Source organism: Pantoea sp. Seng (assembly GCF_009829935.1).
Lineage (GTDB): Bacteria > Pseudomonadota > Gammaproteobacteria > Enterobacterales > Enterobacteriaceae > Pantoea > Pantoea communis.
This window is the reverse complement of the sequence record NZ_SZZV01000013.1, coordinates 68282-89747: the sequence shown is the minus strand read 5'-3', so window position 1 is coordinate 89747 and position 21466 is coordinate 68282. Positions and strand designations below refer to the sequence as shown.

The 21466-nt window shown below is 52.6% G+C and carries 23 protein-coding genes and 1 pseudogene; 7 read left to right on the top strand and 17 right to left on the bottom strand.

What is annotated here, in order from left to right:
- Positions 1-109: 109 nt before the first annotated feature.
- Positions 110-313 (top strand): hypothetical protein, encoded by a 204-nt coding sequence (locus FD737_RS14855; protein ID WP_034823970.1) that lies wholly within the window; start codon positions 110-112, stop codon positions 311-313.
- Between the two features lie 19 nt (positions 314-332).
- On the opposite strand, the gene FD737_RS14850 is transcribed toward FD737_RS14855, so the two are convergent.
- Positions 333-905 carry a TetR/AcrR family transcriptional regulator gene (locus tag FD737_RS14850; RefSeq protein ID WP_034823968.1) on the bottom strand — a complete coding sequence of 191 codons (573 nt, stop codon included), beginning with the start codon at positions 903-905 and terminating at the stop codon, positions 333-335.
- Between the two features lie 90 nt (positions 906-995).
- Between FD737_RS14850 and FD737_RS14845 the strand changes: the two genes are divergently transcribed.
- The gene (locus tag FD737_RS14845; protein ID WP_097119168.1) at positions 996-1892 is read left to right on the top strand and encodes an ABC transporter six-transmembrane domain-containing protein; all 897 of its coding nucleotides are present in this window, start codon (positions 996-998) and stop codon (positions 1890-1892) included.
- On the opposite strand, the gene FD737_RS14840 is transcribed toward FD737_RS14845, so the two are convergent.
- Together FD737_RS14840 and FD737_RS14835 are read right to left on the bottom strand one after the other, a co-directional pair.
- On the bottom strand, positions 1893-2681 hold the full coding sequence (locus tag FD737_RS14840; protein WP_160833865.1) for an MBL fold metallo-hydrolase: 789 nt from the start codon (positions 2679-2681) through the stop codon (positions 1893-1895).
- A gap of 170 nt (positions 2682-2851) precedes the next feature.
- A complete protein-coding gene (locus FD737_RS14835) occupies positions 2852-3184 on the bottom strand; it encodes a gamma-glutamylcyclotransferase family protein (RefSeq protein ID WP_034823962.1) in 333 nt (110 codons plus the stop codon).
- Positions 3185-3340: 156 nt separating this feature from the next.
- Between FD737_RS14835 and FD737_RS14830 the strand changes: the two genes are divergently transcribed.
- Positions 3341-4360 (top strand): MBL fold metallo-hydrolase, encoded by a 1020-nt coding sequence (locus FD737_RS14830; protein ID WP_160833864.1) that lies wholly within the window; start codon positions 3341-3343, stop codon positions 4358-4360.
- Positions 4361-4438: 78 nt separating this feature from the next.
- Here the strand turns inward: FD737_RS14830 and FD737_RS14825 are convergent, their stop codons facing one another.
- The 11 genes from FD737_RS14825 to FD737_RS14775 form a co-directional block, all read right to left on the bottom strand.
- Entirely contained in the window at positions 4439-4987 is a 549-nt protein-coding gene (locus FD737_RS14825; RefSeq protein WP_160833863.1) for an RNA polymerase sigma factor, read from the bottom strand.
- A gap of 5 nt (positions 4988-4992) precedes the next feature.
- Positions 4993-5427, bottom strand: a complete 435-nt coding sequence (locus FD737_RS14820; RefSeq protein WP_034823957.1) for a hypothetical protein — start codon at positions 5425-5427, stop codon at positions 4993-4995.
- A gap of 220 nt (positions 5428-5647) precedes the next feature.
- The gene (locus FD737_RS14815) at positions 5648-6934 is read right to left on the bottom strand and encodes an MmgE/PrpD family protein (protein WP_160833862.1); all 1287 of its coding nucleotides are present in this window, start codon (positions 6932-6934) and stop codon (positions 5648-5650) included.
- A complete protein-coding gene (locus FD737_RS14810) occupies positions 6931-7854 on the bottom strand; it encodes a serine hydrolase (RefSeq protein WP_160833861.1) in 924 nt (307 codons plus the stop codon). Before FD737_RS14810 ends, FD737_RS14815 begins: the two co-directional genes overlap by 4 nt.
- A gap of 35 nt (positions 7855-7889) precedes the next feature.
- Positions 7890-8654, bottom strand: coding sequence for an ABC transporter ATP-binding protein (locus FD737_RS14805; protein ID WP_160833860.1), 765 nt, complete (start codon positions 8652-8654; stop codon positions 7890-7892).
- Entirely contained in the window at positions 8651-9514 is an 864-nt protein-coding gene (locus tag FD737_RS14800) for an ABC transporter ATP-binding protein (protein ID WP_160833859.1), read from the bottom strand. Before FD737_RS14800 ends, FD737_RS14805 begins: the two co-directional genes overlap by 4 nt.
- A complete protein-coding gene (locus FD737_RS14795) occupies positions 9507-10442 on the bottom strand; it encodes an ABC transporter permease (protein ID WP_160833858.1) in 936 nt (311 codons plus the stop codon). The genes FD737_RS14800 and FD737_RS14795 overlap by 8 nt, the downstream gene beginning before the upstream one ends.
- The gene (locus FD737_RS14790; RefSeq protein ID WP_097119177.1) at positions 10439-11509 is read right to left on the bottom strand and encodes an ABC transporter permease; all 1071 of its coding nucleotides are present in this window, start codon (positions 11507-11509) and stop codon (positions 10439-10441) included. The genes FD737_RS14795 and FD737_RS14790 overlap by 4 nt, the downstream gene beginning before the upstream one ends.
- Before the next feature lie 12 nt (positions 11510-11521).
- Complete coding sequence (locus FD737_RS14785; protein WP_160833857.1) at positions 11522-13114, bottom strand: ABC transporter substrate-binding protein; 1593 nt, start codon at positions 13112-13114, stop codon at positions 11522-11524.
- Positions 13115-13131: 17 nt separating this feature from the next.
- Entirely contained in the window at positions 13132-14559 is a 1428-nt protein-coding gene (locus FD737_RS14780) for a M20 family metallopeptidase (protein WP_160833856.1), read from the bottom strand.
- Between the two features lie 121 nt (positions 14560-14680).
- Positions 14681-15595: a LysR family transcriptional regulator gene (locus FD737_RS14775; RefSeq protein WP_058962178.1), complete on the bottom strand. Its 915-nt coding sequence runs from the start codon at positions 15593-15595 to the stop codon at positions 14681-14683.
- Positions 15596-15854: 259 nt separating this feature from the next.
- On the opposite strand from FD737_RS14775, the gene FD737_RS14770 reads away from it, so the two are divergent.
- Positions 15855-16427 carry a flavin reductase family protein gene (locus FD737_RS14770; RefSeq protein WP_097119180.1) on the top strand — a complete coding sequence of 191 codons (573 nt, stop codon included), beginning with the start codon at positions 15855-15857 and terminating at the stop codon, positions 16425-16427.
- A gap of 11 nt (positions 16428-16438) precedes the next feature.
- Here the strand turns inward: FD737_RS14770 and FD737_RS14765 are convergent, their stop codons facing one another.
- Positions 16439-16885: a DUF4174 domain-containing protein gene (locus tag FD737_RS14765; protein ID WP_160833855.1), complete on the bottom strand. Its 447-nt coding sequence runs from the start codon at positions 16883-16885 to the stop codon at positions 16439-16441.
- Positions 16886-17192: 307 nt separating this feature from the next.
- Between FD737_RS14765 and vapB the strand changes: the two genes are divergently transcribed.
- Together vapB and FD737_RS14755 are read left to right on the top strand one after the other, a co-directional pair.
- Positions 17193-17423: a type II toxin-antitoxin system VapB family antitoxin gene (gene vapB, locus FD737_RS14760; protein ID WP_045815538.1), complete on the top strand. Its 231-nt coding sequence runs from the start codon at positions 17193-17195 to the stop codon at positions 17421-17423.
- Positions 17420-17836: a type II toxin-antitoxin system VapC family toxin gene (locus FD737_RS14755; RefSeq protein WP_160833854.1), complete on the top strand. Its 417-nt coding sequence runs from the start codon at positions 17420-17422 to the stop codon at positions 17834-17836. Before vapB ends, FD737_RS14755 begins: the two co-directional genes overlap by 4 nt.
- 158 nt (positions 17837-17994) lie before the next feature.
- On the opposite strand, the pseudogene FD737_RS24170 reads toward FD737_RS14755, so the two are convergent.
- Positions 17995-18163: pseudogene (locus FD737_RS24170) on the bottom strand (helix-turn-helix domain-containing protein); the annotation flags it as partial.
- Between the two features lie 393 nt (positions 18164-18556).
- Here FD737_RS24170 and FD737_RS14745 point away from each other — a divergent pair.
- Positions 18557-20041 (top strand): sensor domain-containing diguanylate cyclase, encoded by a 1485-nt coding sequence (locus FD737_RS14745; protein WP_160833853.1) that lies wholly within the window; start codon positions 18557-18559, stop codon positions 20039-20041.
- Between the two features lie 19 nt (positions 20042-20060).
- On the opposite strand, the gene FD737_RS14740 is transcribed toward FD737_RS14745, so the two are convergent.
- Positions 20061-21455 carry a Xaa-Pro peptidase family protein gene (locus tag FD737_RS14740; protein ID WP_160833852.1) on the bottom strand — a complete coding sequence of 465 codons (1395 nt, stop codon included), beginning with the start codon at positions 21453-21455 and terminating at the stop codon, positions 20061-20063.
- Positions 21456-21466 lie beyond the last annotated feature (11 nt).

Genomic DNA, 21466 nt, shown 5'->3' with positions numbered 1-21466 from the left:
CATCGGATTTTTTGCAGATTGTAATATTAATATAACTGCATTGTGCATCAAGAGAATTACAAGATAATCTGTTGAAGCAGATTATCTTGTTATAGATCGGGAGAAGATGATGGAGTCTGTTAAAGCGTTGGATATGGAGCAGTTAAACTCGTTTCTGAGTAGCGGTAAACACCCTTCAGTTATTATTGGCTTCAATTTAACCAGTGATGCGTTTTTCAATATGGCAGCATACTGGCGTGAACGCGGTGTCACGATTGAAAAACACGATAACTATTTTGTCGCCAAATCGGACAGTTCAGTGACCACGTCCTGAATCGAAAAATTTCTATTATTCAAAGCGCGAGTTTAATAAAGGCATGCAGATCGCTGATTGCCTGTTCCCGCGCTTCAGCTTCCTGCACCACAATGAGTAAATCCGCATAGCCGTTCAGCATAGCACTGAGCTGACGCGCTACCTGTTCTGCATCAGCCTGACGAAAAACACCTGCATTTATCCCATCACGTATGATGTCGGTCATCAGTGCATGCCACTGCTTTGTTACCTGAGTGGCCAGTTCGGCATAGTCGACTTCCGTAGTGGCTTTTCGCCAAAGTGAGCTGTAAAGCTGCCATACCGCATCCGGTTCCAGCGGCAGATAATCGGCAATAAAGGCTTCCAGTCTTTCATGGAAGGGCAGCATTCCAATTTGCTGCGTAAATTCCTGAAGATCTTTTTGTGCGAAGCGCGCGCACGCCTCCAGACTCAATGACGCCCAGCCTGAAAAGTAGTGATAAATGTGGCTACGGGATAACCCCAACTGTGTCGTCAGTTCGCGGGTTTTCACATTCTCTAAACCTTTTTCGATGAACAGTGCCACCGCTGTATCCAGAATCTTTTCACGCAATTCTGCTGTTGTCTCTTTCATCACCACCGCCGTTGACTTTGAGCAAGTGCTCAAATACACTTTTGCCATTTTTGAGCAACCGCTCAAAAGTGGCAATTTGAACGTAATCTAATGCAAATCATACCTGAAAATATATCAAGCGGGGCCTCACGCAGCGCCCTTAATACACTGAAAGTGCTGGCGAAACGTAATAAGAAAAAATTACTGCTAACCATGATGCTGGTGATCGCTGAAAATGTGGTTTACCTGCTTTACCCGTTGCTGGCGGGTTTCGCGATCAACGCCATCATGCATGGCAACGCACTTCACGGCCTGTTTTATGCCGGTTTAGTGATGATTATGTGGTTGATTGGCGCAGCGCGCCGCACCATGGACACCCGCACTTTTGCACGCATTTATGCCGGTCTGGCAGTGCCCGTGATCCTCGCTCAGCGTGAAGAGGCGCACAGCCATTCCGCCATTGCGGCAAGGGTGACGCTTTCACGCCAGTTTGTGGATTTTTTTGAAACGCATCTTCCGATGTTGATCACCTCCGCGGCCTCGATGTGTGGTGCCGTGGTGATGTTACTCACCATTGAACCCTGGGCCGGATTGGCGTGTTTAACGGTTTTGCTGCTGTTTGCCGGATTCTTGCCGGGCTACACACGAAAAAATGAATCGCTTATCGGGCGGATGAATGATCGACTGGAGCGGGAAGTGGGTTTTGTCAGTACCGCAGGCGAACAGAAGCTTAATCGCCATTATCACTTTCTGGCGCAAGTGCGGATTCGCTTGTCTGACCGCGAAGCGATTGGCTATTTGTCGATTGGTATTGCCTCCGCACTGCTGTTTGGCATCACGATCAGCGTGATGGCGTTAAAAGGCGGTATGAGCGCAGGCCATATTTATTCGGTCATGACCTATTTATGGATGTTTGCCATGAGCCTTGATGATGGCCCGTCCTTGCTGGAAAAGTATTCTCAGCTGAAAGAAATCGGTAAACGGGTGAATACCGGGCTGGCAGGTTAATTATTGCAGGCAGCGGATATAACGTTCAGCTGCCTGTCTGACAATGGATTGTGCCTGCTGTGTCATTTCCCGACCGGCAAAAGCGCCATAAATCTGCGAGAAGGTGACCTTATCCAGTCGGTGAATGAGCGTATTCACCGTAGCTGCAGAAAGCGGCAACATGTTGGGATAGCTCCACATAAATGACACGGAATTTGCACCGGGTGTCACTTGCACAACATCACCACTCAACAGCACGCCATCATGTTGCGACCAGTGCAGTACACAGCCTCCTTTAAAATGCCCACCCAGGCGTAATATCGTGACATCGGGCAGTAAATCCAATTCGTCACCTTGCCAGAGATGAATATGCGAGCTCTGGCGCATAATCCATTCCCGATCATCCTCATGCAAATAGATGGGTGCATTAACTGCCGCAGCCCAGTCTTGCATGGTGCTGTAGTAATGGGGATGAGAAATGGCAATGGCATCAATACCGCCGAGTGCGTGTATCAATGATTCCGTGGCGTCATCCAGATTCGCAATGCAGTCCCAGAGAATATTCCCCTGCGCGCTTTGCAGTAAAAAAGCACGTTGGTTGATGGCGAAACTCGGGACAGTTTGCAGGCTGAATAATCCCTTTAGATGCTGCTGCCATTTATTTTGATGTGTGGCACGCAGAGCCGAGAATTCCAGCCATTGCTGCCCTTTGACAGGCACAAACTGCCGCTCGTCTTCGCAAATTTTGCAATGTGAGATGCCTGGATCATCTTCATAAGAAGTACTGCAGGCGGTGCAGAGTTTGCTCATCTGAATGCTCCTTGATGCGGTTTGCATTCATTCTAGCCTGGCTTATTAAGTGCGAGCGTGCTGCAACCCATACCGCAGAGAATACCTATGCCGCAGAAGCCAGATGTATTCTCATTTCGCAAGGTATCGTGGGCGTTGCGCTTGCTTAGGCTGGAAAAGAGCAGGGCAGATTAGGCCTGTGGCGGCTGTAACTGATAAATCCACGCTGTGATTTTCTCTCCTTCGAGGGTGGTGACTTCAACATCAACACGATCATAACCCTCCTCGAACTCATCCAGCATTGTCCAGTGCGCGGTCAGATGCTCTGAGAAGAAGAGTGAGCCTTTGACAAGGCCCGCATTGTTGTCCAGCACAATGCCGGGAAAATCCGCTGCCGCGCCCCAGCCGCGTTCATAGAAGATGCCGTTGACCGTTCCGGGCAGCCACTCTCCACCGATACTGTCCAGAATATGCGCATTTGAATGACCTGGTTGCAAGGTGCCGTATACAAATAAAGGTTTCATTTTCCCTCGAAAAATCAAACAAAAGAGTGACTTTAGCGCTCATGAAATGAAAAGTCATCTGAAGGTTGAATTTCATGACCAGACCGCCCGTTATGCCATATAGGGTTCACTAAAACACGGTATTGTGAGCCATCGTATCCGGTCAGGAAAAGATCAATGTTGAATTGTTCAGGCATCTCCCGCAGTGCCATCAAGGGTTATCCGCAATCCGCACAGTTCGATGGCAAGCGTTTCACCAATGCTGCTCCCCGGCAGCCGTTGAAATTCAGCGAATATATGAAGATGTTCTGGGATTTGGCGTTCAACAAGCCAAAAGAAACGGTACCTCAGCAGCAATTACCTGTGCAGCCCATCACGTCCGAGGCGCTCGCCATGGCAGCCGACAACAGTGTGTTTCGACTGGGGCATTCATCGCTGCTGCTCAAATTGAAAGGTAAGTATTGGCTTACTGACCCGGTATTTAACCTGCGAGCGTCTCCTTTTCAGTGGCTCGGGCCAAAGCGTTTTCAGGCTGCACCCATCGAGCTGAGCGATTTACCGCCTATTGAGGGCATTATTTTATCCCATGACCATTATGATCATCTGGATTACCAGACGATCATGCAGTTGAAAGATCGTGTTCGCTATTTCCTCGCTCCGCTGGGCGTCGGCGATTTGCTGGCGAAGTGGGGAGTGGCTGAGGAGAAGATCACCCAACTGGATTGGTGGCAATCTACGGAGGTGGGCGAGGTGCATTTTGTCGCCACACCGTCGCAGCACTTTTCCGGACGTGGTTTGTTTGACGGCAATAAACGTTTGTGGTGTTCATGGAGCATCATCACCGATGAGTTTCGTTTATTTTTTGGCGGTGACTCCGGCTATTTCCCAGGCTTTAAAGAAATCGGCAATAAATACGGTCCATTTGATGTTGCCTGCCTGGAGAATGGGGCTTATGACAGCCGGTGGGCGGATATTCACATGATGCCAGGGGATACCATCCGGGCGTTTCAGGATTTAAAGGGAAAATGGTTAATGCCCATTCATAACGCGGCCTTCGATCTTGCTTTTCATCACTGGAATGACCCCCTGATACAAATAGCGGAGCTGGCGCGTGAGCAAAAAATTAAATTGTCTTTACCGGTCATCGGACAAGCCGTGAACATTGTGCAACCAAGGGAAGAAGCTGTCTGGTGGTAACTGGAAATATAGGCTGCTATTTACGGTAAGTAGCAGCCATTCTTTTTACGATTCAGTCAGTAAAACGCCATGTTTTCATTACTCAGCGGTAAGCTCATCATAAAGACTGCGCAATCGCGTACGCAGGGAAAGCACCGCTTTGTGTTTGCGTGATAACAGCGCCTGGACGCTGACGCCGCTCTCTTCAGACAGGTCGTTGTAGCTGTAACCCAACAACTCTGTTTTTTCGAACACTTCGCGCTGAGCGAGTGGCAGTTCCGCTAAGGCTTCCTCCAGTTCTTCCCATAACAGCGCTTTGAGATATTCATCTTCCGGTGTTTCCGGCACGCCAAATAGCGTTTCAGCCAGCTCATCTTCAGGGAAATCCGCTTCATTATCGCCGTCTAAGAGAGCGGATAGTGGCAGTTCACGCTTTTTTCGTGCCCGGTCGGTCATCTCATTGCGTGCGGCACGGAATAACCAGGCCGCGACATTTTCCACCGGTTGCTCAACCTGCATGAGCTTGTAGGTCACTTCCTGCAGGATATCGTCGGCATCTTCACGGATCGAGGAGCGGCCGCGAATAAATGCGCTCAATTTTGCCCGACAGGCGTTCAACGCGGACATCAGCAGAGAATCCTGCGCCATGGCGTTTACTCTGCGTCTGACGATTTAGCGGGAGCCTCGTCGGAGGGTGAGCGCGCATCATCGCGACGGCCATGCCAGTCACAGCGATCGCGGCGTCCACGGTGCGAACGTTCACGGCGGTGTTGCATAAACTCTTCGCGCTGTTCTGGGGTCATCTGCATCCAGCGTTCGTGCATGCGACGACGTGCCATACCGAACATGCCGGGGCGGAAACCTAAGCCACCAAACAGTATGCGGCACAATACCAGTAGCCCGATCGCCTGCCAGAACCCAATCGCCTTCACGCCGATGATGGCTGGCAGCACGGCATTCCACAGCGACATCACCAGCAGCCCGAGTGCCGCGATGATCACCACGCCGAGCAACAGCGGTTTCATCATGCGATGACCACCAAAATGGTGGTCACGGCGGTGTTGTCTGCGCATATCGAAATCTCTCATTGTTGTTATTCCTCATTACAGTAGCCGATATTGGCTCGTACTGAGGTAGACGAATGAGCGATGTGAATATTGCCAAAGAAGTGAAAATATTTTCCGAGCTTATAAATTTAGCGGTGATTCGGTGTTGTTCTACCGATCCGATTCACCGCTGCTCCCGAAGCGTATTCTCCTGCGATGAACGGGATCCATCCAACGATGGCTGCTACCCATACTGTCAGGGTTAAACCATAAGCTGACGTATAAACGTTAAATCAGCTTGCTGCGCTAATTCCTTTAGGCGCTGATAAAGCAATTCTGCCTGGGGTAGCGCTGCACAACAATCTAAGAACTTTGCCTGGCGATCGTCGGTGCTGAAAGGTTCGTCTAACGCACCACGCGCCCGCAATCTGGCGTGGACAATTTCCTGACCATTCCTGAAACGCAAAGTGAGGATATGCGGCAAGTTTCTGTCTTCAGCCTCCTGTTCCGCTGTCCATGGCGCGAGGGTAATCATCGCCAACAGTTGTACATCTGCCTGTTGTTTTACGCTGGCGGCTGTAAAGTCCTGCACGCTCAACGTGCCGTTCCTGAGCATCATGGCAACGCAATATTGCATTGAGAAGCGCGCTTGCATTTCATCCTGCGGCTGGTGGTAGGCAAGATTGCGCCAGTTGGCGATCCCCACCTGGCAGTGCACGCTTTCAATGTCGTCAATCTTCAATGTTTGCTGTTGCTGGATATCGGCAATTGCATCGAGAATGCGGTGGGTAGACCCGCAGCACGGATATTTTTTCGGCATCACACCGATTTGTTCAATGACATGCTGCTCAGCGCCGGGCAGCGACGGTTGGCTTAACAGACCGGCATAGAGTTCCGCAAAACCCTGTGCGCACTCAAGAATATCCAGACGACCTTGCATGCCGGTTTGCGCCAGCGTCGCGGCTTCAACGGCATTGCGCGCCGCCATTCCGGCATGAAACGGTTTCAGAGGCGTGCCAAACTGGCCTTTGACCCCACTGGCCAGACTTACCGCAATGCTCAACGTACGGGCAATCCCTGCTGCATCCTGGCCGAGCAGGGCAGCAACACCTGCCGCGCTGCCAATGCAACCCACGGTGGATGTACCATGCCAGCCAGCAGTGTAGTGCTGATAGCCGATGGCTTCGCCTATATAGGCTTGTGCCTGCAGACCAATTAAATAAGCGTGTATCAACGATGCGCCGTCGCTGTTTTGCGCCACGGCCAGCAGTGCAGGTACCAAAACGGCCGATGCGTGACTCATGCCCGGTGCAAAGTTGTCGTCAAAGTCGATAGCGTGAGCGGCCGTGGCGTTGAACAACGCATCGAGCGCCTGGCTACGGGGTATCTGAGGCCATGCCTGCTGCACCGCCTGGGTAGAAAAGTCGCTACGGCCAGCTACCATGCAACCCAGGGTATCAATGATGGCGTCAATCGCCAGTTCACGAGCACGAAGAGTAAAGGGCGGTGGATTGGCACACCACTGTGCCAGAGATTCGATGAGCGTCATGATGATGTCTCCCTGTCCAATACGGTGAGCAGCCTGTGCAACAACGAGCCAATCTGGAAACGGTTCACCTCTTGCCCCGGTGTGCGGGTGTCAACACGATGCACGATCACCCTATTCTGTTGCGGCATCACCAGGCAGAAGTGACCGCCTGCACCACGCGCTGAGTAACTGCCCGCTGGCAGGATCACCTCTGGCCAGGCCACGCCATCGCGCGTGATCCACCACATATAGCCGTAGCCCCCGCGATCGCCCGCATGCGAAACAGGCAAGGTGCTGGTGCGAACCCACTGTTGCGGGATGATTTGTCGATCGCCCCAGCGCCCCTGCTGCAGAAAGAGCTGGCCGAATCGCAGCAGGTCGCGACTTGAGAGCGTAAAGGGATAGGCAGGGTGATCAGAAAATTCTCCGGTTTCCAGCCAACTGTCCTGATCAACGCGATAATCCTGCATCCCCAGCGGGTCGGCAATGCGCTGCGCAAACGCCTGGTTGATCTCCTCTCCCGTGAGCTGACGGTAGGCACTGCCCAGCACATTAAAATCCCAGTTGCTATAGCACCAGTTCTCGCCTGGCGCATGCAGGTGGCGCGGGGGTTTAATACGCTGCATCCAGGCGGTTTCATAGTTCGCCGGATGATAAATGCCAGAACGGGCGGTCAACAGATCGTATAGCGTGGCCTGTTTCTCGCTGACGCTCAGTCCTTCACGGTCATCGATTCCCAGCGTCTGCAAGGTTAAGGAGAGATCAAAACGGCCTTCTGCCACTGCGCAGCCGATCAGCGCACTAAGAAAGCTTTTGCGCATCGAGTGGCAGGGGTAACGTTGGGCAGCATCGCCGTAACTGAACAGGATTTCATCACCCTGCGCCACCAGCAGCACGGCAGTGGCCTGGCCTTCAAGTTGTTGCTGAAGTGATTCAAACATGGCAAAGCCTCATCGTTTTAGTGTGGATCAGAGGTTCACGCCTCACTCGCCGCCAGAAACTCGCGGGTATAGATTTCCCGTGCTCCGCCCTGACGCACGCTATCCGCACTGAGTTCTTCCAGCAATTTGCCGTGATGCATGATGCCGATGCGACGGCACAGGTGTGTCACGACCGCCAAATCATGCGTCACCATTAAATAAGTGAGGCTGCGCTGCCGTTGCATGCTGCTGAGTAAATTGAGGATTTCAGCCTGAACTGAGACGTCCAGCGCTGATGTCGGCTCATCCAGTAACAGCACGGAAGGTTCGAGAATGAGGGCCCGCGCGATGGCCACACGCTGACGTTGACCACCAGAAAGTTGATGGGGATACCGATAACGGTAGGCATCGGAAAGTCCGACCGCATGCAGCACATCGCTGATGCGCGCTTCATGGTGGTCCATAGCATGCAGCTTCAGCGGTTCACGCAGACTGGCCCACACCATTTTTCGTGGATGGAGCGAGGCGTAAGGGTCCTGAAACACCATCTGCACCTGGCGATAAAAGGCTTTATCTCGCTGCGGCTGCTGTTCACGATTATTGAACAGAATATGGCCCTGATAATCGTGATTCAGGCCAGCCAGCGCGCGCAAAATGGTGGATTTTCCACAACCCGATTCACCAATCATGCCGTAACATTCACCTTGTGCCAGCGTCAGGCTAACGTTATCGACCACCTGACGCCGATGCGTACCCTGACCGAATGCAATGCTGACATCCACCATTTCAATACTGCGTTGTGCGGTTGGAATAGGTTTCATATTGCGACTCCATCACGAAAGCAGGGGCCATTGAGCCAGCTGGCATCACGCGTTGGCACACGCAGCGTATCAAGGGGATGATGCAGACGTGGCTGACTGGCAAGTAATGCCTGCGTGTAAGGATGCTGCGCCTGTTCCAGACGTTCGGCACGAATCTCTTCGACGATACGCCCGGCGTACATCACCAGCACGCGATCGCAGAAACGAGAGACCAGATTAAGGTCATGACTGATAAACAGCAGGCCGGTTTGACGCCGCGCCAGCTGTTCATTCAGGATGCTCAGCACCTGCTGGCGCACCGTCACGTCCAGTGCGGAGGTGGGTTCGTCGGCGATGATCAAATCCGGCTCGGGGATTAGCATCATCGCGATCATCACGCGCTGGCCCATACCGCCAGAAATCTCGTGGGGATAGAGGCGTGCCACTTTCGCCACGTCGCGAATATGCACCGATTCCAGCATCGTTAGCGCGCGATCTCTGGCTTCGCTTTTACTCACCCGGCGATGCAACCTGAAGGCTTCCGCCACCTGATCGCCAATGCGCATTAGCGGATTAAGCGAGAAGCGGGGATCCTGCAGGATCATTGAAATACGATTTCCGCGAATCTGGCGCATCTGTTTTTCACTGCTGTTGAGCAGATCTATATCACCGAACTGCATCTGATCGGCGGTAACGCGACCGATTTTGGGCGTCAGCTGCAGCAATGCACGGCAGGTCTGTGATTTTCCCGAACCGGATTCACCGACAATCGCCACTTTCTCACGTCCAACATGAAAAGAGACGTCACGTACCGCGCGGTGCTCCCCGTGCGCGCTGCGAAATACGATATTGAGGTTTGTCACCTGAAGCAGATTATTCATGGCGGATATCCATTACGTCGCGCAGGCCATCACCCAACAGGTTGAAGGCGAGACTGGTGAACAATATTGCTAATCCAGGGATGGCAGCGATCCAGCCATTGTTCAGCATGAATTCGCGGCCGGAAGCCAGCATAGCGCCCCATTCCGGACTAGGCGCTTGAGCGCCAAGCCCCAGGAAACCCAGTCCAGCGGCGGTAAGGATAATCGCCGCCATGTTAAGGGTGACGCGCACGATGACAGAAGGCAGGCACATGGGGATGATATGTCGCACGATGATGTGCCAGGCGGATGCCCCTTGTAAGCGTACCGCGGCGATGTAATCCATCTTACGGATGGCCAGAGTTTCGGCGCGCGCGAGGCGGGCAATCGGCGGCCAGGCGGAGAGAGAAATCGCGATGATTGCATTCTCGATACCAGGCCCCAATGCCGCAACAAACGCCAGTGCCAAAATCAAACTGGGGAAGGCAAGGAAGATATCCACCAGACGCATCAGCACCGTATCAACCCAACCGCCGAGATAACCTGCACTGGTGCCGACCAGTAAGCCAATGGGGGTGATGATCAGCGCGGTTAAGCCTGCGATATACAGTGTGATGCGCGCGCCATACAGCAGACGGCTGTAAATATCCCGTCCCAATTCGTCGGTCCCTAGCCAGTGTTCAGCAGAAAACGGTTGCAGGCGGAAAGCGAGGTTTTGGGCATAGATATCGTGTGTGGCTAACCAGGGCGCAAACACCGCCGCGCCAGCAATGATCAACAGCACCAGCAAACCAAAGAGCGCGGAGTGATTAGCGCAGAAGCGTCGCCACTGAATCCATAGCTGTTGCATGTGCGCCTGAAAAGGTGACTGCGGCGAAGGATCGCGCAGCCAGGCGCGTAAGCTACGCGAAGGGTTGACGCGCATCGATTTATTGACGGAATCGGTCATGCTTCCTCCTGACGCGTACGCGGATCGAACAGACGATAAAGCAGGTCGCACAGCAGATTGATGCCGACAAAAATCGCGCCAATTAGCAATGTGCAGCCGACGACCGCATTCATATCGCCCGCCAGTAAGGCATTGGTCAGATAGCGACCAAAGCCGGGCCAGGCAAACACGGTTTCGGTGAGAACTGCGCCTTCCAGCAGCCAGGCCCAGGAAAGGGCCACCACTGTCAGTGTGGGCACGGCGATATTGCGCAGAGCATGCACCCAAACACATCGCGCCCACGACAAACCTTTCACGCGAGCGGTAATGATGTATTCCTGCGACAGTTGTTCCAGCATGAAGCTACGCGTCATACGGCTGATGTAAGCCAGCGCGCTCAAGCCAAGAATCGACGCGGGCAAAATGATGTGACCAAACACGTTGCGGAACATATCCCAGTTTCCGCTCAGCGCGCTGTCGATCAGCCAGAATCCCGTCACCGGATGTAAATCGAACTCGTAGATAAAATCGATGCGTCCTGGTCCGCCAATCCAGCCGAGCGTGGCGTAAAACAGCAGCAATCCCATCAGACCCAGCCAGAAGTGCGGGGTGGAATAGCTGAGTAGCCCCACGAAGCGGATCAGATGATCGAACCACGTGTTGCGGTACATTGCCGCCAGCACGCCCGCCGGAATACCGAAACCGACGCCGATAATGGCCGCCACGGTGGCCAGTTCCAGCGTAGCGGGGAAGACGCGCGCGATATCCTGCGCCACCGGATGGCTGGTGGTCAGAGCGATACCAAAATCGAGGTGCAGCAGTTGCCAGACGTAGTCGGCAAATTGGTGCCACAACGGTTGATCCAGCCCCAACTGATGAAACATCTTGTCGTAGGCTTCCTGACTGGCGTTATCGCCGATGATCGCGACCACCGGGTCGATAGGCAGTAAGCGACCAATAAAGAAGGTCAGGGCAGCTAACCCTAGTAGCGTGCAAACAATCGAGACAAGCCCACGAGCAAGGCGTCTTATCAGACGCCAGCCAGCGGAAGGGGGGTTGTGTGCAACGGGTATCATGACCTGTGACATCTGCCACCTCCATTATTTACTTGCGGCACCATACCAAACGCGAAAACCGTTCCAGGTCCAGTTTTTCACCGTTGGGCTAATTCCCGCGGTGTTGTACATCTGGAACATGATCGCCATAGGTCCTTTTTGCATCTGCTCTTTCTGCAGATCGCCATAGAGTGCAGCGCGCTTGGTGTCATCCGGTTCTAACAGTGCGGTTTCCACTTTCTGATTCATCTGCGGATCGTAATAAGCGGCACGCCAGCTTGGATATTGCGTGGCACGCGCTTCTTTACGATTGTCAGGGTTATAAACCAGACGTGAGGCATTGCCGTAGGCATCGGGCACCGAGGTTTGCCACGCCATCATTGCGCTCTGGAATTCCCGGCCACGTACCCGGCTGAACAACTGCGCGTTAGCCATGCGTTCCAGATTGAGTTTCACGCCGATTTTGGCGGCATTCTGCTGTACGCTTTGCGCGATTGGCGCCGAATGCGGCAGGGTGCCAAACAACACCGCCGTACTGAAACCATTGTGATAACCGGCTTCCGTCAGCAACTGTTTGGCTTTATCCAGATCGAGATGGAAAGGCTGACCTTGTTTGGCATCCAGCGCACCAAACGCCCCTTGTTGAACAAAACTGGCGCGCGGCACGCCGAGATAAGGCATGACGCTCTTCGCTAACCCGTCGTAATCGATCAGATAGCGCATGGCGAGACGGACTTTTTCGTTTTTGAAAATGGGGTCTTCATTATTGAAGGTCCAGAAAAACAGCTGTGGCTTCAACACTTTTTCCACTTTCACTTTGCCGCCCTGATCCAGCGTTTTCAGATCATCAGCTGAGAGATCGCGAGCGATATCCACATCGCCCTGCGTCACCAGCAGACGCTGAGTGCCGGTTTCAGCCACATGACGAATCAGAATGCGCTTCAGTACCGGCGCTTTTCCCCAGTAGTTCGGGGTGGCCTGGAGCACCACACCTTCACCGGCATTCCAGCGCACCAGTTGATAAGGCCCAACACAGGCGGTATGAGTGGAAAGGTATTTGTGTCCCAGATCGCCATCCACTGCCTGTTTTTCGACTTCTTTGCGGTTAAGCAGGGAAGAGACGTTATTGGCGGCAATCGCCTGGAGCACCAGATTCGTGGGGTAAGCTTTATCGAAACTCATCACCAGCGTTTTGTCATCGGGCGCGCTAATGCGTGAGTCGACGTTATCTTTATCAAAGCCATACTCCTTGATAGCGGCTGCATTGCCGTAGCCCAGTTTCACTACGCGCTGCATCGACCACGCCAGGTCGCTGGCGGTTGCGGCTGAGCCATCGGCAAATTTCAGGTTGTCCTGTAAATGAAAGGTGATGGTCTTGCGATCGGCAGAGACATCCCAACTTTTGGCCAATGCAGGATCGAGTTGCGTTTCATCACTGACGCGAAAATCAACCAGTGTGTCACAGGTGTTTGAATAGATTTCACTGGTGACCACTTCACCAATCTGCGCCGGATCCCAGGTACTGATGGCATCAATGTTCCACGCCATCACTAAAGAATCGGCGGGCGTTGCGGCCTGTGCCGAAGCGCAGCAGGTCGCTGCCAGCGTCAATGCGGCAGTTAACATCTTGTTTTTCATCTATCTCTCCTGAGGCGTTACAGAGTATCCGGGCGCGGTTGAATGGGTGGTTTCACCTCAGCTGGAATAGGGCAGTGATAGGGTTTTTCACTGACCTGCTCGAAATGGGCTTTCTTCATCTGGGCCATCAGTATTTTGTCGGTCAGCACGTCCACCGCCGTCGCGGCCATGAGTTTCGCGACATGGCCCAGCGCTTTGTGTGCGGCCGGCATTTTGCCTTGCGCGGTCAGTTGCCATGAGTGACCAGGGGTTCCAATAGCCATGGTGGGTACGTGCGCCTGCACGGTCGGGATCACCCAACTGACATCACCGACATCGGTCGAGCCAATCATGACCTCTCCGTGGGTATCGAGCGGAATGATGTAATCGCTGAGGGGTTTAGGATCGGCGGGTTTCACACCGGTTTTGCGGTAGCAGTTATCAATCTCTTCCGCTGTTAGCGTGGCCTGAATTTCAGCTGCAAAGGCGAGGTCAGCCTGGTCAAATGGCACCGGACCAAGCGCTTCCAGATTCCGCTGCATCGCTTCTTCTAACGGACGATTGCCAAGCAGGTTGGATACCGCGCTCATGATGCTGATATCCACTTCGGTATCGGTCATGATGGCGGCACCCTGAGCCACGCGCTTGACCCGCTCATTCAGTTCAAACATCGCGTGGACATCGCGCGAGCGAATGGCATAACGCACGGTAGATTTTGCCTGTACCACATTGGGAGCCACACCACCGGCATCGAGGAAGGCGTAATGTATGCGGGAATCTTGCGGCACGTGTTCGCGCAGGAACTGTACGCCAACGTTCATCAATTCGGCGGCATCCAGCGCACTGCGCCCAAGATGTGGAGAAGCCGCAGCGTGGGATGAGCGGCCACGGAAAGCGAAATCCATGCGGGTGTTAGCGAGAGAAAGCGGTTTTGCCACTTCATGATGCGCGCTTGGATGCCAGGTGATGGCCACATCGACGCCATCGAATGCGCCAGCACGCGCCATAAAGGATTTGGCCGCACCGCCTTCTTCTGCCGGACAGCCATAATAGCGAACGCGGCCCGGTGTGCCGCTCTCTTCAAGCCATGACTTCAACGCAGTAGCCGCCAGCATGGCAGCCGATCCCAGCAAGTTATGCCCGCAGCCATGACCATGGCCGTTGCCCGGCAGTGGAGAATAACGCGCCACGCCTGCTTCCTGACTCAACCCTGGCAAGGCATCATATTCGCCGAGGAAAGCGATGATGGGACCGCCTTCACCGGCTTCACCCATCACCGCCGTGGGGATGTCGGCCACGTTTTCTGTGACGCGGAATCCTTGCTGATTTAGCATCGCGGTGTGTTCAGCCACCGAACGATACTCGGTATAGCAAATTTCCGGCATGCCCCAGACGCGATCGCTCAGTTCACAAAATACCCCTTGATATTCTTCTACCCACTTCCAGACTAACGCTTTGTTTTCCATGATAGTCCCCAGCTTGGTTGGTCAGGTTTTCGTCTCTCTGAAGCCCCAGCATGGAGTAAATCATCAGCGTAAGGCCAATGAGCAATTCACACTCCCCATTCCAAAACGGCATAGTTTTATGTCAGGCCGCATTAGCCGTCTCGCTGGCACATGCTCGCAGCCACAGTTGTTCAGCCTGAGAATTTTGCAGAATCGGTTGACGATAGAGCCGAATCGCCAGCGACATATCCCAGCTGCTGTCATCGGCGCGCACTAAACTGCCGCTGGCCAGTTCTTCATGTACCAGACTCAGAGGCAACCACGCCACGCCGCCACCGGCCAGGACCATGGCTTTGAGATTCACCGACATACCATTTTCATATACCGCTTCAAGAGGAAGCGGGCGTTTGCTGAGCATTTGCGCCAGCGCATGAGCAAAGAAGGTATGTTGTCCATAGCTCAACCACGGAATCGGACCGCCATCCGCGCGCACCGGATAGAGTGGCTTGCCACTGCTATCCGGGCGACACACGGCAATGGCACGCTCACGGCCCAGTTGCACCATGGGATACGCCGCCAGCTGATGTATTAGCGACACCGCATCGTGCGCGTAAGTCAGTAGAAAATCGGTTTCACCGCTGTGTAAGGTGGAGATGTGCTCAGCGAAAGTCGGTTTTTGATTACACAGGCGGATATAGCTGAGATTGGGCTGCAGATTTAATCGCTGTATCCAGTCAGGGAAGAACGTCAGAGAAAGGGTATTTAGCATCGCAAAGCGTAATACCGCAGTGCGCGAACTGTAGCGCTGGTGCAGATCATTGCGCAGATGCGACATGGAAAATACCGTTTCGCTGGCGGTCGCGAGGAAGGTTTGTCCCTCTGGCGTGAGCGTAACCGGATAGGTTTTACGATCGAATAACGGCACACCCAGCCACTCTTCCAGTTGCCGGATGCGCCGACTGAGCGCCGATTGCGTGATATGCCGCTCATCCGCGGCACGGGTAAAACTATAACAGCGTGCAACACTGAGAAAATCTTCAAACCATTTCAATTCCATAGCAAAGACCTCTTTGGATGAATGGGAAAGCAACGTCAGCGGTGGGAAACCTTTTGTTACACGCAAGAAACGCGCCAGGCTTAATTACGGCGGTACAGGCACTGGCACAGCCACGACGCCGTCTTAAACGCTTAGGATGGAGCAACCACTGCACTCGTGGGGTGCAGAGGATTTGCCCTGATGATGGTTGGAGATTGGCAAAGTCGAATTGACCAGGCGACAATAAAGGCCTTTGAAATTTAAGCGATGAAATGAATCTATGAATGCCCATATTGAATCTGTTGAGCTGGAAAAAGCCTATCGCCTGATCAACCATGGCCCAACGACATTGGTTTCCTCCCGCCATGACGGGATTGACAATGTGATGTCTGCATCCTGGGTATGTGGATTAGAGTTCAAACCGGCAAAATTGACGGTTGTGCTGGATAAATCCACCTTCACGCGTAAGTTGATTGAGCAAAGCCTGAAATTCGTTATACATGTCCCAACCGTCAGCCAGGCGCAGATGGTTCATTATCTCGGTACGCATTCCCGCGCTGAGCAGTCAGATAAGCTAGCCACAGCTGGCGTCGAGTTCTTCCAGTTACCGGAAAGTCATCTCCCTTTGGTGGTTGGCTGTGCGGCTTGGTTGTACTGCGAGTTGATACCTATCGAACAAAATCAGATCGACCACGATTTGTTCATCGGTGAAATCAAGGGTGCCTGGGCGGATAGCCGGGTGTTTAAAGAAGGGCGCTGGTTATTCGAGGACGCACCAGACGAGATGCGCAGTTTGCATTACATCGCGGGGAAACGTTTTTATAAAACGGGCTCACTGCTGGATGTCGAGTGAACCCGTCCAATTCATTCATTGAGTTTGGCCTGGCGCATGGGCATTTTATCAATGGTTGAGAGCAACACCTCAGTATTCAGAGGTGTTGTTTCGCGTAGTTTCATTCCACCATCTTTTCCAACCAGCACCACTTCAAATCCTTTCGGATTGAGTTGTTTACGCAAAGTACCATTAGCTTTGGGTGAAGTATCACTGAACACAATGATATCGCGATCGGCCAATTCTGCTTTCTGCTTCTCCAGCATCGCTATCTGCGCGACATAAGCAGGATCTGTTTTTGATGGGGCAAAGATCACCAGAGGGCGATTGTGCCAGCGATATTGAGTGAGGTCTGAGACCTTCGGCGATAAAGGCTGGAACAGGGGCTCTTCAGCCGCACGAACGTTGTTAAGGCTCATTATTGAACAAATGGCCAACAGCAGCATTGGCGTCTTCAGCAGTAAATTCGTCTTCGACATGATGGTTTCCCCGGCAGGTTAAAGAACGTGTACTACCAAGGTTAGCGGAACCGTGCGCGTGCGTAGGTTACTTCACGTTTCTTTACCCACAGAGGGAAAAATGAAAACAAGAAATGTCTTTCGTGTTGCTAATGTCACCCGGAACTTAAGGCTTCGTATGTCACATTCTGATGTTTTTCTGAAGAAGAGAACAGGGCATATACATATGTCAAAGCTGGGCATATACTAGACATATGCTGAGTGATAAAGCTCAAAACATAAAGCCGGTGACGGCACCGTTCCGGAAGTCCGTTCAGGAGGATTGCTCATGCGAACTGTTTCTGTATTTAAAAATGGCAATAACCGCGCCATTCGTTTGCCACGCGATATGGATTTTGAAGGGGTGAGTGAGTTAGAGATTGTCCGGGAAGGTGACAGCATCATACTGCGTCCCGTACGGCCGACTTGGGGCTCATTTATGCAGCTTGAGAAAGCGGACCCGGATTTTATGATGGATCGCGGGGATGTTGTCAGTGATGAGGGAAGATTTGATCTGTGAACAAAACCTACATGCTGGATACTTGTATATGTTCGTTCATTATGCGCGAGCAACCAGAGGACGTGATCAGACGGCTTGAACAAGCGGTGCTGCGCAACCATCGCATTGTAGTTTCGGCTATTACTTACGCAGAAATGCGCTTTGGTGCTATTGGAAAGAAAGCCTCGCCGCGTCATGGTCAACTGGTTGACGAATTCTGCGCCCGACTTGATGCGATTGTGCCCTGGGATCGGGCGGCGGTGGACGCCACCGCTGTAATTAAGGCCACCCTAAGCGCAGCCGGAACACCGATAGGCCCAAATGACACGGCGATTGCCGGCCATGCCATTGCGGCCGGCGCTATCTTGGTGACAAATAATACCAGGGAATTTGCGCGGGTACCGGATTTGGTGCTTGAAGACTGGGCGAAGTAAGCCGCTTATCAATCTCGGAAAGTACCTGAAGCATTTCTGCGGTAATTTGTGGGCAAAACCCACGTAATTTTCACGTAGCAGCGTCAGTATGTGGTGGCGCAGACTCTCATCGATGCGATGTGTGCCGGGCTTTCCACTCCGTGCATCGGTAAGACCGGCTGCACCAGACTCGCGGTAGCGCTGAAGCAGGCGACGACAATGCCGGTCGGAAATACTGAGACGCTCAGCAGCGAGGTGGGTTGTCAGCCGCCGGTCGACAACGTCCTGAATAACTTTGACGCGGTTAATCTCTTTCAACGTAAATACCCCTGAGCTATCTGCGATCACGGCAAGCCTCCCGGTAGTTTTACTGACTGAAAACGACTCTGTGAGAGGTACCATAACGCGGTCATGTTTATTGAGCCACAAGCGGACATTACTATTGGGGTGCTACAATCAAAGTGCGCATAATCATGATTATGTTAAATTGGATATTTTGAAGCACACCACACATCATGCTGGGCTTTCTGGTGCTCACTTCTACGGCGCCAATTCTCGCTCATCAGATTTATTCCACAAATGCATAAAATTTTCTTTACTCAGCTTATGACAGTTACATGAATCCTGTAATATCCCTATCCACTCTGCCCACCTTTTCAGCATGCACAAAGAGTATCAATGCGTAAAAGTGTCCTCTCAGATAGCACCCCTCGTCTGCTAAAGACTTCTCTTGGAAGAAGTATGGCCGTATTTCTGCTTTCCATCAGTTTACTGGTTGTGGCTATTAATGCCTGGTCTCTTTGGCACTCCTGGCAGCAACACCTGGCAGAAAAAGAAGAGGATGCACGCAATCTCTCGCTCTCATTAGCCAAACAAGCTGAAGATGCCTTTTTACAGGTTGATATTACCCTCGCGGATGCTGTGCGCCAGTTACGTCAAAACGGCAACAGCTTTGCTGCAACACCGCAGTTCCTGCATCAAATCAAAGACCAGCAGAGCAAGCTCCCTCAGCTGCACGGATTGTTTGTTTACGATACCGAGGGACATTGGGTGGCTTCATCTGGCAACTTCACGCCAACCAATGCCAGTAACGCCGATCGTGATTACTTTGTCTGGCATCGGACGCATCCCAGTCTGGATATCCATATCAGCCATGTCATCCGCAGTCGCTCCACCGGTGATCTGGTGATTCCTGTTTCGGTACGCCTAAATGATAATGCGGGGAATTTTGCTGGTGTCGCCCTTGCGACGGTCAAAGTGGATTATTTCCGGCAGTACTACAGCTACTACACGCTTGGCGATAAAGATGCGTTGGGATTGATCCTGGCGGATGCCACGGCCCTCTACATCCGCCCTTTCCCTGACTCTTATATTGGCCGGACCCTATCCGCCAGCCCGCTGTTTCAAACCGAGCTGAAATCCGCTTCAAGTGGCAGTGCAACCTGGCGTTCAACGCTCGACGGTGTTGAACGTGTGTTCGGCTATGCTCGACTAGAGCGTTATCCACTGATTGTGACGGCTGGCTATGACCGTGACCGGCTTCGCATGGAGTGGATGACGGCCAACCTGACGAATGTTTTGCTCAACATTGTGCTGCTCTTAACTATTACCGGCATGGGCGTCTTTGTATTGCGTCAGGTGGGTACCAATGTGCGTAATCAAATTGAACTGACCCATGTTCGTGATGAACTGACCACCATCAACCACACGTTGCAATCTTTAGCATTGGTGGATGGCTTGACTGGCCTGGCAAACCGTCGTCAGTTCGATGCTCTGCTGGAGCAAGCCCTGCTTCGTTCAGAAAAGCACGCTGAGCCGCTCTCGCTGGTGATGATCGATATCGATTATTTCAAGCGCTATAACGATACCTATGGGCATGTTGCGGGTGATGAGTGTTTGCAGGATGTCGGCCTGGCGTTAAAGGATAGCGTGCATTATCAAGGCGATATCGTGGCACGTTATGGCGGTGAAGAGTTTGCGATCATTCTGCCCAGCACCTCAGCCTTTGATGCCAAAAAAGTGGCGGAGCGCGCGGTCAGATTTGTTGCAGAAACCGGCATTGCACATGAAAGCTCAGATGTTCCAGCTGGCGTAGTGACCATCAGCGCTGGCTACAGCACGCTGACGTCAACTGGTAAAACCGGCGAAGCAGACCAGCTGAAACAGGACGCCGACAAAGCCCTTTATCTGGCAAAACGCAGCGGGCGTAATCAAATTAAGCCCTGATGTTCGCTATCAGTGCGCTCTATTTCTTCACGCTGAGAGACAGGTGTTTAGCGAGCAAAAACGGCCTTAAATAGCCAACAGCATTGGATAGCGGCAATACATCGGCATTGAGTTTAATGCCGATTTCATTGCGCAGGTAATCACGTCGACGTGTAATTCGCTGCCAAAGTTTCGGATACGCTTCAGCGATCTTAGCCTGAAGTGATGAATCGGCCAACGCAACACACTCTTCTGCGCTGACACCGTTATAGCCCGGTACCGATGGAATGATATCGAGCTGCAAGATCATGCCACTTCTCAACAGTTCGCCGGAATTTGGGTAAACCGGCGATGACATCCACTCTTCATCAGCAACCAGATGGCCAGGATTGAGATGCCAGCCATATCGGGTTTTGGGCAGTACATCTTCGATCACGTCATAAAGCTCACCGCCAGACATACCCACGCGGATATTTTCCAGCCAGGCTACCTGTGCAGAGAAGTGGGGTTTAGCGATTCTGTCTAACCAATCTTTCTGAGCGTCAGGCAGTTCAGCAGGACTGGCGATAACGAAAGCAGCTCTGCTGGACAAGCCACCTTTAAATCCTGTGGTCAGCGACAAAGGATCGCCGTGCTGCACCCTTTTGTATGTTGGAAAAAGGTTAGCATGATCGAAGCGGACGCCGGTGGCAGCGATGGAGACCACCGTATTGTATTGGCCTTCCGCCGTCAGAAGCGCGCCCAAATCAATTTCCCGCACTCCTACTTCCACCGCGTCCATCGCATTAAGAATACAGTTAGATGCCAGATTGGCCCCATACTCATAATGCGCGATTTCATTGGCGTTGTTGGTCACTCTTGCACCGCCAGCGCCGCTAATAAATAAGTGCGCTGCATTTAACAGTTCAGCCTCTTTTTTCAGCGTGCGTTGCAACGCATCAACAATAAAATAAGGTACATCGAAATAGGCAGAACCATTGCCTGCGGCTGGGGTGAACATTTTCCATCCCACCAGGCCTACTTTACTTTTGTTACTCAAGCCGGCAGATGCCAGAAGGTTTTCAAGCGGTGTTTCATGATCCATTGGCTGGTTAGGCAGCGAAAACAACGGGCAGTGAAGCAACGTGACAGGTACGCGTGAAAAGCGAGCCAGTTTGAGATTCTCATTCCCGAGAATAGCGGTACATTCTCCACTGGCATCAACGATCAACAGCCCCTCTTCAAAACGCGGGATGAACCCTGTTAAGTATTCAAAATTCCCGCCGTGTTCTTTGTCTGCATAAATGACCAGCGCATCAAAACCGCCCTCGACCATCCTTTGCATAACCTTATTTTTTCGCTCCAGCATAGTCTTGTCGGAGAGGAAAACGGGTTCAACCTGGGTAAATTTTATCGGTACTTTAGTCGGGCCAAGCTGAATTGGGGGAGACATCATGATGAATGACC